The following is a 12,841-nucleotide window of genomic DNA, read 5'->3' as shown; positions in this document are numbered from 1 at the left end:
CTCTATAAAACATGCTCGCTTATATCCTTGGTAGGGTCAAGAGCGAGCATGCATGGTATTGAATGAGTCTGCTTTTTGTTTATGGTAATAGATAGAAAAGAATTGAAAAAAAGTGAAAGACTGAACCTGCTAATACAAACAGATGCCAAACAGCGTGATGATATTTAAATCCTCTCCATACGTAGAAGACGGCACCGATTGTATAAAGGACTCCTCCAATAATTAACAAGATAACCCCATTAGCAGCAATATTTGCTGTAATATCATTCCAAGCAAATACAATTAACCATCCCATAATGACATACATAACGGTGGAAAGGAATACAAATTTTTTAACAAAAAACGCTTTAAAGATTGTCCCGGCAATGGCAAGTCCCCATACAATTCCGAACAATGTCCAGCCAATCCAGCCCTTAACAGCAATAAATAAAAAGGGTGTATAGGTTCCAGCGATAAAAAAGTATATGGCGGAGTGATCAAGTACTTCAAAAAAATCTTTTGCCTTTCCTGCTGGAAAGCTATGAACAAGGGTAGATGCAGTATATAAAAGCAGCATAGTTATCCCAAAAATAGTAAAGCTTACAATATGCCAAGCAGTTCCATATATTGAAGAAAAGACAATCAAGACTACAAGAGCTGCCATGCTTAATATTCCGCCAATTCCGTGCGTAATAGAATTGGCAATTTCTTCCCCTTTTGAAAATGTATGTGTATTTGCCATATGAGTCCCCTTTCATTAAAGGGTCTTTTAAAATTTTAAACCTTTTTAAAAAGACCATTTATTACTTAGTTTATAGAATATTGTTTAATCAATCAAGCTTCCAAATTCTATGATTTATGAAAGCTGTTACATTTTGAATTTTAATAAAACTTTTCAATAATTCCTTTATATTTTGAATATTCATGATATAATTTCTTATTAACAAGCAGTTGAAAGGGTCGTGAACATGAAGCAAACTATCAATGAATTACAGAAGGTATATGTTGAGGATATTTTAAAAGCGCATCATTTGTTAAAGGATGTTGTTACCCATACACCCTTGCAAAAGAATGAACAGCTTTCAGATAAATACCAATGTAATGTTTATTTAAAGCGTGAGGATTTGCAGGTTGTACGCTCGTTTAAAATTCGCGGAGCATTTAACAAGATTAAACAGCTTGATGAAGGACAAACTGTTAATGGCATTGTTTGTGCAAGTGCAGGGAATCATGCACAAGGTGTCGCATATTCCTGCCGCCAATTAAAAATTCACGGTAAAATTTTTATGCCTTCTACAACTCCGCGCCAGAAGGTTTCTCAAGTTGAATTATTTGGTAAAGAATATGTTGATATTATCTTAACAGGAGATACATTTGATGATGCCTATCAAAAAGCTGTAGAGTGCTGTGAGCAAGAAAATCGGACATTTATTCATCCATTTGATGATGTGGATGTCATCGCAGGGCAAGGTACCGTTGCGGTTGAAATTTTAAATGATATTGATGTGGAAATTGATTTCGTCGTAGCTAGTGTCGGAGGCGGAGGTTTAATTTCTGGATTAGGTACTTATTTTAGAAGCATTTCTCCTTCAACAAAAATGATTGGGGTCGAGCCGGAGGGTGCTCCATCATTATTTAAATCAAAAATCGAGGATCAAGTTGTCTCCCTTGATGAAATTGATAAATTTGTTGACGGAGCGGCTGTTAAAAGAATCGGCGATAAGACCTTTGAAATTTGTAAGGAGGTTGTCGATGAGGTATTGCTTGTGCCTGAAGGGAAGATTTGTACAACAATTCTTGAGTTATATAATGAAAATGCAGTTGTTGCAGAGCCAGCAGGTGCGATGTCCATTGCTGGGCTTGATTTATTAGGTGAACAAATTAAAGGGAAAAACGTTGTATGTGTTGTTAGCGGTGGTAATAATGATATTGGCAGAATGCAGGAAATTAAAGAGCGCTCGATGATTTATGAAGGCTTACAGCATTACTTTATTGTAAACTTTCCTCAGCGTGCCGGTGCACTTAGAGAATTTTTAGATGAAGTTCTTGGACCAAATGATGATATCAGTCGTTTTGAATATACAAAAAAGAACAACAAAGATAATGGTCCTGCCTTAGTCGGAATTGAATTAAAACAGCGGGAAGATTATGGTCCATTAGTTCAAAGAATGAAGAAAAAAGGCTTCTATTTTACAGAGGTAAATAAAGACAGCAATTTATTTCATTTACTGATTTAAACGACTTGTTAAAATTCTTGCTGAATTCTAGGGAGACTCTTTAGCACTCTGAACATGCGGAGTCTCTCTTTTCAATTTGATGCATCAGAAGTCTCACGAACTTCCTAAATATCATCGCAAAATAAAACGATAAGCTTACCATTACCGGTAAAAAAATCTTTAAACACGACATATTTAGACAGACTTCATTAATAACTTGGGGTATAATATAGGAAACGGGTAAAAAAGAGGATTGATAACTTGTTATTAAAAAGCCTAGAGTTCAAGCTGATGAATGGACAGAAGGTAAAAATTACTGATATCCCAGTATTGGAGGAAGATAACAAATACCGTTTCATGCTTCAAATCCGTTTACAAACGTTTTTAACGAGCATTTATGCTCAAAAACACCCTAAAAGTATTTACTCATTTAAAGACTACTTAAAAAAGGTGATTAAATGGCCTGATTATGAGGCGATCTTTGGATCCTATATTTTGAAAAACAATGCGTAGTACAAGAAACAATGGGGCTGTCTCAAAAGGGTAACCCTCCACTGGAACACCGTTTGCATTAAAGGACTTCCTGCTAGGTTAGTCTATGGTGTCATTTGGAGGGAAGATCTCTTTGAGACAGCCCCTTTTTTCGAATATTGTATAACCCCCTTTAATTTCAAACATATACTGGCCCTGATACGATTGGATTTATTTATTATGCAAAGAAAAAGAATTCACGCCGCCTCAAAAGAAGCTGCCCTTTTTGAGGCGGCTTCTTCATTTTTTGTTTGCCTTCCTAAAAGTCTTTCAAGATTTGTTCTACATAAAACCAGCCAAGTTTTGAAATAACTGGATATTCATAACATATAATTTAACATCACAAATTTATAACAAGGTGGTGAGGGGTAATCGCAGTTATGACATAAAATCTTCACATGCTTCACCTTTTATTAAGGAAGTTAATTTGGTACACTTTTACAAGGTAATGAAAAGTGAAGGGTGAAGATCAGTTGAAGAAAATAAAACAATGTCTTGTATTTGCCATTTCAGCTATTGTCATGGTGATGATCTCAGCATGTGTAAATGAGTCTCCAATAAAAGATCCTTTAAATTATGAGGTGCAGCCATTTTCATACAAAAATCAGGATGGACAAAAAGTTTCATTAGAGAGTTTAAAAGGGGAAGTTTGGATCGCCAACTTTATTTTTACCAGTTGTGAAACGGTTTGTCCGCCAATGACTGCACATATGAAAGAAATTCAAAATCGAATGAAAGCAGAAGATTTAAATGCAAAGATTATCTCTTTCAGTGTGGACCCAGAAACGGATACACCTAATAAATTGAAAGAGTTTGCATCACCTTATTCCATCACATTTGATAATTGGAGCTTTTTAACTGGTTACTCACAAAAGGAAATTGAGGATTTCGCCATGGAAAGCTTTAAAACCATTGTTCAAAAACCGTCGAATTCCGATCAAGTTCTCCACGGAACAAGCTTTTATTTAATTGATCAAAATGGAATCGTTATGAAGGATTATAGTGGAGTTGAAAATCCTCCATATGATCACATCATAGAGGATATGAAAGCATTACTTACAGAATAAAAATCAATTGAGGCTATCACATAACCAATGGATTAGATCCTTTTAACACAATATATAGAAATCTAAATGGTTGGAATTCCATATATTTGTGTTTGCTGGAGTGTCAGACCCATTTGAGACAGCCTTAAAACTTCATATAATGATATAATTGGTCCCTAGACTAAAAACCAAGGTGATCGTATGATTCGAAAACTTATTACACTATGTTTGATCTGTTTGTTTTTAACAAGTTGTGTGTCTGAACAAAGCGCGAAGCTGGAATCGAAACCATCTTCCCTAAAAACGAAAGCGCAACCTGCTGAAGAGTTCATTCCTAAGACGATAAAAGTAGTTGGGATTGGGGATTCGTTAACGAAAGGAGTAGGGGATGAATCAAATAGCGGCGGCTATGTTGGGATGGTAACGAAAAAATTAGAACAACAGGATGATATTAAAGAGGTATCAATAGAAAATTATGGTGTAAGAGGGCATAAAACAAGCGATCTTCGCCGCAAGCTGAAGGACGAAAAAGTGATTGCAAGTATAAAAGATGCAAATATAATCCTAATGACAATTGGTGGAAATGATATAATGAAAGTTGTTCGAAATAATATTTTTTCTCTTGATTTTGAACCTTTTCGAAAAGAACAAAAAAACTATGAAAGTAGATTTAAGGATATTTACAATACTTTACGCGAACTAAATCCTTCAGCATTGATAATTTATGTAGGCCTATATAATCCTTTTAAATATATGCTGCCACAGTTACCGGAAATCGATAAAATTATAAAAGAATGGAATACAGCCACAAAGGAAATCATGAAAAATGATGATAGGGCTGTCTTTGTTTCTGTTGAACAAATATTTTCAACAGAATCGGATGAAAGGCTGCTTTATAAAGACGAGTTTCATCCAAACGAAATCGGGTATTCCTTAATAGCAGATAGAGTGCATAATACATTAAAGATTGAGGGTCTTGACCAAGATTTAATTGGCGGAAAAGAGTGAGTATCTTATGAATAAATGGAAATTATCGTTTTTTATCTTACTTGTTATAAATTTATTGTTTGTTCTTTTGATCGCGTCTTTATTATTTATACCTAGTCAAAAGCCATCTGAAAAAGTAAATCATGCTGATAAAGAAGAGATAGCGGTGCCTTTTTTAATAAGTACTGACAAAAAATCGTTAACAGATTTAATTAATCATTACTTAGAAGAAGAGACAGATCAAGAGAACTTACAATATCGCGTAGAACTAAAAGAAAATGTCAATGTGTATGGAGTAATAAATGCATTTAATAAAGATATAAATATGGCATTAATTCTCGAACCGATCGTTAAACCTGACGGGAATATGCAGTTGTTTGTCAAAGAACTTTCAATTGGCAGGTTAAAATTGCCCGTTTCATATGTATTAAAATATATGAACACAAATTATGACCTCCCTGACTATGTGGTGATTGACTCAGGGAAAAAAATAATAGATATTAATCTAGATCAGTTAACGTTAAAAAATGGCCTGAGCGCCCGTGCAGAAAGCTTTAATTTAAAAGAGGACGATATTACCTTTCAACTGTTAGTGCCATTGCCTTAAAGGGCTAACATAATTGATGTTGGCCCTAGCGGTAGTTGAAACTAGTTACAAATACACATGATGAAAAATGATTCGAAATACCCTCTATGTTCAGCCTAGAATGACACTGGTAAAACATGTATACTTAAAAATAAGCCAATGCATGGTGGTTATTCTTTTGAATAGGCGGGTAAACAGAAGTTGTCACTCTAAAAGTATGATCATTTTCATACCTTGTCTATATGATTTTACTAGATAAGGTGCTCCATCCCTTTTACCACAGAAAAGAGGAGGGTTTTTATGTTTTGTACAAACTGTGGGGCCAATCGTATCGAAGCCAATGCTAATTACTGTTATCATTGTGGGAAACCGCTCAGCAAACCGGATGATCCAAAAGCGAAAAAATTAAAAAGACTACAATATCTCCTACCATTACTAAGTTTTATTCTTGTCATTATGATTCTTTATACTACGAAACTATATGAAATGAAAGTAAATGCGAAGGTTATCGCCTTTCAAGAAAAAGGAGAGGAAGCAGCTTTAGCAGGAGAGTTCGATAAAGCGTTACGCTATATCGAAAACGGCCTCTCATATCGTAATGATTACGAAATATTAATACAGGATAAAGAAATGATTCTTGTAATAAAAGAGCTAAAAGAAGAACTAGATGCAGTAGAAAAGAAAATAATGAATGAACAATTTGCTGCTGCTAAAAGCGAAATTAATGTATTAAAGAACCAGGTTGATCAAAGTAATCAATCACCGTTATTTATTAGTCTTTCACAAGATATTCAACAAGTTGAAACAAGTGTTACGGTAGGCGAAATAAAAGAGGAAATAAATAAACTTACGACAATTGATGAACTTGCTGGTAAATTGTCAACCTTATATACATTAGAGCTTTCTGAAGCATCTGAGTTAAAACAGCAAATTTATACGAAGATGGTGACGATTAGTGCTACAGAGGCTGAGAAACGTCTAGAGGACAAGCATTTTAATCAAGCTGTAAGAGTAATTGACGAAGCACTTGAATATGTGGTGAACAATGAAAAGCTATTATCGTTAAAAGAGAGAGTCATTGCTGAAAAAACATCTTTTGAAAAAGCGGAGCAGGAGCGAATCGAAAAAGCAATGCTTGCTGCTAAAAAGGAAGAAGAACGAAATCTGACGAAAGCAGTTCAATTAACAACAAGTAAAGTAAATGTTGATAAATACGGTGATGCGTATATAAATGGAAAGGTGAAAAATAGTGGAACCGAGACCGTTCATTCGATCGTGATTGAATTTAACGTTTTGGACGAAAATGGGAAAAAGCTGGAGTCTGGTAAAACAAATGTCTTTCCGAATAAACTAGAACCTGGTCAATCAGGTGATTTTGAGCATGTCACATATTCTGTAAAAGAAAATGCGAAAGTAGAAATAACGAACATATCCTGGCTGCTAGAAGAGAAGAAAGGATAATTTATGAATAAAAAGCTTTTAGTAATTAGTATTTGTCTGTCGGTTTTTATATGGATATGTGGCGGTATCGGTGTTTTATATATAAAAGATAAAATGGCTAAACAGGTATTCAGCGAATCCTTGCTTCTAAAGAATGATGATTTTTTGGAAAATGAACAAGCAATTCCTGATTTGAAGGAAATTATTCGTGAGGCTCAGAAAAAGGTTGTCATGGTGGAATTAGATGACGGATCTGTAGGGTCAGGTTTTTTATATAATAACAAAGGCGATATCATTACAAATGCTCATGTCATTAATGGTGCAAAGACTGTAAAAATTAGAACGACAGATGCAAAAGGGTTTGTAGGAAAAGTAATTGGGATGAGCACAGAAACAGATGTTGCGCTTGTACGTGTAGATGGTTTAAAAGAAACGGATCCTCTGCTATTATCACCGGGTTTAAAGCTTGAAATTGGTGATGAAATATTGGCTTTAGGCAGTCCCCTTGGTTTCCAAAATACAGTGACTACCGGAATTATCAGCGGGACTGACAGAGAATTACATGTAGAACCATATGTATATGAAAATGTCTATCAAATTTCAGCCCCGATCGCTCCAGGCAATAGCGGCGGTCCATTAATAGACCGTAAAACGGGGATGGTGGTTGGAATAAATTCCGCTCGTATTGAGCAAGGAAGTATTGGGTTTAGCATTCCAATAAGTTCGGTCTTACCGCTCGTTAATAGCTGGTCTGAAACCCCGATGAAAAATCTTCCAGCTTCATCAACGGTTGACGTTTCAACTGAAATAGATGAAAATGAAATGCAAGATACAGCCGATTACTTAGTAACCTATTTTATTGAAAGTATCCATTATCGTGATTTTGTTACAGCATACTCGTTGTTAGGGAGCAAATGGCAAACAAATATGGATTATGATACATTTCGCAGACGATATTTGAATACTATTTCAATAAGTATTATGGATCTTAAGACAGAGATGAAGGAAAATCACATTATTGTTAAAACAACCTTAACGGCAAAAGAGCAAAATGGCAAAGAACAAGTGACGAAAACCTATAAGATGAACTATGAAGTAGCTTATGAAAATGATCAAGCTAAAATAATAGCAGAGAAAAAATAGATTGATTATTTGTTTCATTTTCATTTTATGTGAATAGTGATTGTTTTTTGCAGTTCATACTAATCAAATAAAGACACTTTTGGCATATAAATAATGATAGGGGGATTCTTAATGAAAAATAAGTTTGTATTATTCGGGATGGTAGCGATCTTAATTTCAATCATTTTTGGCGGATTTGCTTATCAGCAATTTGTAGCAGAAAATATGGATGAAGTATATTTGAATATTGGATATAGTACACTATTTTTAAGTATTGCTATCTATTTATGGCATATGAAGGATGAGAAACAAAAAAACAATGGTTGAAAAACGGGCTGTCTCAAAGAAGGTATGACCTTTATGTTGAGATAGCCCATTTTTGATTTTAAGTATAATTATTATTGAGCTTCTTCTTCTGTTGTCTCAGTTTCAGCGCCTTCTTCAGTTTCTGTTCCTTCCTCAGTTTCAGCGCCTTCTTCAGTTTCTTCTGTGTTTGTGTTTTCAGTATCAGTTTCCTCTGTGTTGTTACATGCAGCCATTAAAAATACAGCAAGTAATGATGCTCCGACTTTTAATAATAAGCTTTTTTTCATTGTTTTTTCCTCCCATGTAACGAATGAGTAATCTTTTTTGAACCAGCTGGCTCAATCTAATAATAATTGAAACTTTCAGGAAGTATACGGTTTTTACAAAATCTGTACATACTCTTTAAAAACTTTAAATAAAGTTAAAATTTGTTAATACTATTTACAGTAAATTATTGTAAAAGTAGGTAAAATGGTTGTTACTATCGCTTATAATCAGTCAGTAGTCATAGGTAGCAAAATAAAAAATTTCGAAACATATTTTTCTATGAGCTGGAAAAAATGAAGGTAACACTTTTCTAGGAGGGGTTGTTTTGACTAAAAAGATCGCTAACTTCAGTTACGAGTCTGATGGAAAGATGGGAAAAGAGAAAAAGCCGATAATGAAACAAAATGAAAAAAGTGATAAACAATTGTTTTTTAATTCAACGCAAAATAGTGAATAAACAAAAAAGAGAGTGGCTTCTCTAATGAGAAAAGAGCTGCCACTTTCTCTTGTCCTTATTGATTAAGTTGAGCTCTTTTTATAAATGAAAGCTCATCCTCAATAAGACCGCATACACCGCATTGAATTCTGTATTCAGGCCCTTTATAAGTTACATGAAAGGGGTCCAGTGTTCCTTGCTCCAATTCCTCCACAATGTCTCCTGTTTGCGGATTTAATTTTACTGATTTAACATGTTGTTCAATTATATTGAATCGTGAACGATTTGTTTTGCAGTTTGGGCATAAGTATGGAGCCGGCATATTTATTACACCTCCTAGTATTTTACAAACTAGCATGTGTAAAATCGCGGAAAATATGTATAAAAACGATAGCGACTGTCAAAACCCCTAATATGGCAGCAGCTATCGTTATTAGATTTTGTATACCTATTACGCCTTCAATAATTTATTAAATAAGGTAATAAAGTTCTCGATGTCTTGGTCATTAAAGTCATTAAATTTTTCTAATAAAAAGTCCGTTTTCTTTTTTTCAAATAATTCCAAAGTATTTTTTCCTTCATCAGTTAAGTGAAGATCGACAATTCTTCTATCTTGAACAGAGCGGACGCGCTGAATCCAGTTTTTTTCAATTAAAGAATCAGTTACTGCTGTAATGTGGGAAGCAGAAACATTTAACATTTTTGATAAATCAGATGATTTTTTGGACCCTTGTTCGTAAAGGGTTTTTAATATAAAAAATTCATTTCTTGACATTTCGTTTTCATAAACAAGATTCATATCCTGACGTAATTTTCTGTATACAAGGCGCATAAGTGCTTCCATTTCATACATTTTATCTTGACGACTTTTCAAGCTTATTTCCTCCGAACCTACAAAATATTCTTTTTTTTAGACTAAGGAATGATTTTAGATGTGTCAAGTTGTATTTACGTTTTACGAAGTTGATTTCCTTCATTTATACGGGTAGTTTTACGAACTCACCGTGAACATTTGATAAGTCGCGCTATTATCTAATCAAACAGTTTACTTCCATCCGTTTTACATCTTGCTATATAATAAGGACAATGAGTAAAAGAAGGGGGCATTTCACAATGATGAATAGTGATAAGCTTGAACTTGCAACATTTGCAGGGGGATGCTTTTGGTGTATGGTGCAGCCCTTTGATGAGCTGCCAGGGATTGTAAGTGTGATATCCGGTTATACAGGCGGTGATAAAGAAAATCCTACTTATGAGGAAGTTTGCTCCAATACAACTGGTCATCTTGAGGCTGTCCAAATTACCTTTCAGCCTGATCTCTTCCCATACGAAAAACTATTACAATTATTCTGGCAGCAAATTGACCCTACAGATGCGGGCGGTCAATTTTTTGATCGCGGAGAATCGTACAAAACAGCGATTTTTTATCATTCTCCAGAACAGAAAAAGTTGGCTGAGGAATCAAAACAGGAATTAGAAGCAAGCGGGCGTTTTTCAAAGCCGGTTGTAACGAAAATACTTAAAGCAAAGCCGTTTTATCCGGCAGAAGATTATCATCAAGATTTTTATAAAAAAAATACAATAAGGTATAAGCAATACCGAACAGGCTCTGGAAGAGACAAATTCATTGAGCAGCATTGGAAAGGCAAAGATCAGAAGAAATTAAGAGAATCTTTAACACCAATGCAATATGAGGTAACTCAAAACAATGGTACTGAGCCCCCTTTCCATAATGAGTTTTGGAATCATAAAGGGGAAGGGATCTATGTTGACATTGTCTCAGGAAAGCCGTTATTCAGCTCAAAGGATAAATATGACTCAGGCTGTGGGTGGCCAAGCTTTACAAAACCAATTCAAGAATTCGAAGTAGTTGAAAAACTTGATACCTCACATGGGATGGTTCGAACAGAAGTTAGAAGTAAAACAGCAGATTCTCATTTAGGACATGTGTTTAATGATGGACCAGGACCTAATGGGCTCCGTTACTGCATTAATTCAGCAGCATTAAAGTTTATACCGAAGGAAGATCTAGAAAAAGAGGGATATGGAAAATACGTTTCTTTATTTCAGGTAGAGAGGTAGGAATGACTCTTTATTGATAGATAAAAAAAGAGCTTAAAATGATGGGAGATGATAAGATGGCGGTTTTGGGATTTGAGCATGTCGGTATTCAAGTTGCTAATATAGAAAAATCAATTCAATTTTATCAGGAAGTCGTTGGGCTGGAGTTAATCGATCGATTTATGCATACTGATGGCGATAAGGATCTTGCATTTTTAGGAGTAAATGGAGAAATTATTGTTGAATTTATTGAAGGGTATAATCCTGATCTTCCGGACGAAGGTAAGGTTCATCATGTCGCATTTAGAGTTGATCATATTGAGGATGAACAAAAAAGACTTGATAGTGCAGGGGTTGAATGGATTAATAAAGAAATTACCACTCTTCCAAACGGCGCAAAATACATCTTTTTTAGAGGACCTGATCAAGAATGGATCGAGTTTTTTGAGAAGTAAAAACGAAAAAGTTGTCTTAATAGGGTTGTTTCTATACTTACAGAAGCAGCCCTTTTTAATTCACTTAAAATGGGCGAATGCACATACCATACAACCCACCCATGACATAAAGTAATGTGAATTCTAAATTAGGTATATGAGGAGTGAAAGAATGCATTGCTACTATGATCATGGATATCCTTACGGACAATATGGGTATGGAAATAGCTTTGTTTTAATCGTAGTTCTTTTCATCTTATTAATTATCGTTGGTGCGGCATACGTATAAAAAGTCAAAAGTTGAAGAGCTCCAAATGTGAGCTCTTTACTTGTCATAAATGTTAACCAAAATAATAAATAAGTTGACAAATGATCTTTTCTTCCATTACCATAATTTTAATACAATAATGGGGGAATGTAGATGAATTGGCAAAAATTAGCTGAAGAAGTCATAGAAGGAAAAAGAATAAATGAAATGGAGGCAATGGCAATCCTGCAATGTTCTGACGATGATTTATTACTGCTGTTAAACGGAGCCTTTAAAATTAGAAAATACTTTTATGGAAAAAAAGTTAAGCTAAACATGATCATGAATACAAAATCAGGGTTATGTCCAGAAAATTGCGGATATTGCTCACAATCTGTTGTGTCAACAGCGCCAATTGAAAAATATAGAATGCTAGATAAAGAGACAATATTAAAAGGTGCCCAACAGGCCCACCACCTAAATGTGGGAACATATTGTATTGTTGCAAGCGGAAGAGGTCCGTCAAATAAGGAAGTGGATCATGTGGCAGATGCAGTAAAGGAAATTAAAGCAAAATATGGGCTAAAAGTATGTGCTTGCTTAGGAATCTTACAACCCGACCAAGCAAACAGGCTAAAGGAGGCAGGGGTTGACAGATATAATCATAATATAAACACCTCACGAAGCCATCATTCTGCAATTACAACAAGCCATACATATGATGATCGAATAAATACGATTGAAACAGTCAAAATGAGCGGGATATCCCCATGTTCTGGTGTTATTATCGGAATGCGTGAATCTCTAAATGATGTCGTGAATATGGCATATCTTTTAAGAGAATTAGATGCAGACTCTATACCAGTAAACTTTTTGCATGCTATTGATGGGACCCCTTTAGAGGGTACAAATGAATTAAACCCAAGATATTGTTTAAAAGTTTTGGCCTTATTCCGCTATGTCAATCCAACAAAAGAAATTAGAATTTCAGGCGGTCGAGAGGTGAATCTAAGGTCATTACAGCCCCTCGGATTATATGCGGCTAATTCAATATTTGTAGGTGATTACTTAACAACAAAAGGACAGGAAAGTACCGATGACCATAAAATGCTTGAAGATTTAGGGTTTGAAATAGATTTTCTCGTACATAGTAAGTAAAATGACAGGCTTTAAGGTTTCATTC

17 protein-coding genes are annotated in these 12,841 nt (G+C 34.8%); 13 read left to right on the top strand and 4 right to left on the bottom strand.

Features of this window, described 5'->3' with window-relative positions:
- Positions 1–79 precede the first annotated feature (79 nt).
- Entirely contained in the window at positions 80–721 is a 642-nt protein-coding gene (gene trhA, locus ACSVDH_RS17990) for a PAQR family membrane homeostasis protein TrhA (RefSeq protein WP_439251102.1), read from the bottom strand.
- 226 nt (positions 722–947) lie between these two features.
- On the opposite strand from trhA, the gene ilvA reads away from it, so the two are divergent.
- The 8 genes from ilvA (at position 948) to ypmT (ending at position 8,234) form a co-directional block, all read left to right on the top strand.
- Positions 948–2,216 (top strand): threonine ammonia-lyase IlvA, encoded by a 1,269-nt coding sequence (gene ilvA, locus ACSVDH_RS17985; RefSeq protein WP_299093150.1) that lies wholly within the window; start codon positions 948–950, stop codon positions 2,214–2,216.
- Between the two features lie 240 nt (positions 2,217–2,456).
- Complete coding sequence (locus tag ACSVDH_RS17980) at positions 2,457–2,708, top strand: DUF2535 family protein (protein ID WP_299093148.1); 252 nt, start codon at positions 2,457–2,459, stop codon at positions 2,706–2,708.
- Between the two features lie 539 nt (positions 2,709–3,247).
- Positions 3,248–3,793, top strand: coding sequence for an SCO family protein (locus tag ACSVDH_RS17975; RefSeq protein WP_439251539.1), 546 nt, complete (start codon positions 3,248–3,250; stop codon positions 3,791–3,793).
- A gap of 180 nt (positions 3,794–3,973) precedes the next feature.
- Positions 3,974–4,780: an SGNH/GDSL hydrolase family protein gene (locus ACSVDH_RS17970; protein ID WP_439251105.1), complete on the top strand. Its 807-nt coding sequence runs from the start codon at positions 3,974–3,976 to the stop codon at positions 4,778–4,780.
- A gap of 7 nt (positions 4,781–4,787) precedes the next feature.
- On the top strand, positions 4,788–5,366 hold the full coding sequence (locus ACSVDH_RS17965) for a YpmS family protein (protein ID WP_439251106.1): 579 nt from the start codon (positions 4,788–4,790) through the stop codon (positions 5,364–5,366).
- Between the two features lie 279 nt (positions 5,367–5,645).
- A complete protein-coding gene (locus tag ACSVDH_RS17960; RefSeq protein ID WP_439251107.1) occupies positions 5,646–6,806 on the top strand; it encodes an FxLYD domain-containing protein in 1,161 nt (386 codons plus the stop codon).
- Between the two features lie 3 nt (positions 6,807–6,809).
- Complete coding sequence (locus ACSVDH_RS17955; RefSeq protein WP_439251108.1) at positions 6,810–7,928, top strand: S1C family serine protease; 1,119 nt, start codon at positions 6,810–6,812, stop codon at positions 7,926–7,928.
- A 111-nt stretch (positions 7,929–8,039) separates the two neighbouring features.
- Positions 8,040–8,234: a protein YpmT gene (gene ypmT / locus ACSVDH_RS17950; RefSeq protein ID WP_299093139.1), complete on the top strand. Its 195-nt coding sequence runs from the start codon at positions 8,040–8,042 to the stop codon at positions 8,232–8,234.
- A 71-nt stretch (positions 8,235–8,305) separates the two neighbouring features.
- Here ypmT and ACSVDH_RS17945 read toward each other — a convergent pair whose 3' ends face one another.
- Positions 8,306–8,500: a hypothetical protein gene (locus tag ACSVDH_RS17945; protein WP_299093137.1), complete on the bottom strand. Its 195-nt coding sequence runs from the start codon at positions 8,498–8,500 to the stop codon at positions 8,306–8,308.
- 305 nt (positions 8,501–8,805) lie between these two features.
- Here ACSVDH_RS17945 and ACSVDH_RS17940 point away from each other — a divergent pair, with 305 nt between their 5' ends.
- Positions 8,806–8,937: a hypothetical protein gene (locus ACSVDH_RS17940; protein ID WP_299093136.1), complete on the top strand. Its 132-nt coding sequence runs from the start codon at positions 8,806–8,808 to the stop codon at positions 8,935–8,937.
- A 55-nt stretch (positions 8,938–8,992) separates the two neighbouring features.
- Here ACSVDH_RS17940 and ACSVDH_RS17935 read toward each other — a convergent pair whose 3' ends face one another.
- Both ACSVDH_RS17935 and ACSVDH_RS17930 read right to left on the bottom strand, forming a co-directional pair.
- Positions 8,993–9,238 (bottom strand): DNA alkylation repair protein, encoded by a 246-nt coding sequence (locus ACSVDH_RS17935; RefSeq protein WP_299093135.1) that lies wholly within the window; start codon positions 9,236–9,238, stop codon positions 8,993–8,995.
- Between the two features lie 129 nt (positions 9,239–9,367).
- The gene (locus ACSVDH_RS17930) at positions 9,368–9,790 is read right to left on the bottom strand and encodes a MarR family winged helix-turn-helix transcriptional regulator (RefSeq protein ID WP_439251110.1); all 423 of its coding nucleotides are present in this window, start codon (positions 9,788–9,790) and stop codon (positions 9,368–9,370) included.
- A gap of 239 nt (positions 9,791–10,029) precedes the next feature.
- Here ACSVDH_RS17930 and msrB point away from each other — a divergent pair, with 239 nt between their 5' ends.
- The 4 genes from msrB (at position 10,030) to bioB (ending at position 12,816) form a co-directional block, all read left to right on the top strand.
- Complete coding sequence (gene msrB, locus ACSVDH_RS17925; protein WP_299093133.1) at positions 10,030–10,998, top strand: peptide-methionine (R)-S-oxide reductase MsrB; 969 nt, start codon at positions 10,030–10,032, stop codon at positions 10,996–10,998.
- A 56-nt stretch (positions 10,999–11,054) separates the two neighbouring features.
- Complete coding sequence (locus tag ACSVDH_RS17920; protein WP_299093132.1) at positions 11,055–11,432, top strand: VOC family protein; 378 nt, start codon at positions 11,055–11,057, stop codon at positions 11,430–11,432.
- Positions 11,433–11,583: 151 nt separating this feature from the next.
- A complete protein-coding gene (locus ACSVDH_RS17915; protein ID WP_299093131.1) occupies positions 11,584–11,700 on the top strand; it encodes a YjcZ family sporulation protein in 117 nt (38 codons plus the stop codon).
- A gap of 132 nt (positions 11,701–11,832) precedes the next feature.
- Positions 11,833–12,816 carry a biotin synthase BioB gene (bioB, locus tag ACSVDH_RS17910; protein WP_439251112.1) on the top strand — a complete coding sequence of 328 codons (984 nt, stop codon included), beginning with the start codon at positions 11,833–11,835 and terminating at the stop codon, positions 12,814–12,816.
- The last annotated feature ends 25 nt before the right edge of the window (positions 12,817–12,841 follow it).

Source organism: Metabacillus sp. Hm71 (genome assembly GCF_051842955.2).
Classification (GTDB): Bacteria; Bacillota; Bacilli; order Bacillales; family Bacillaceae; genus Metabacillus.
This window is presented reverse-complemented; position numbering and strand designations above follow the sequence as displayed.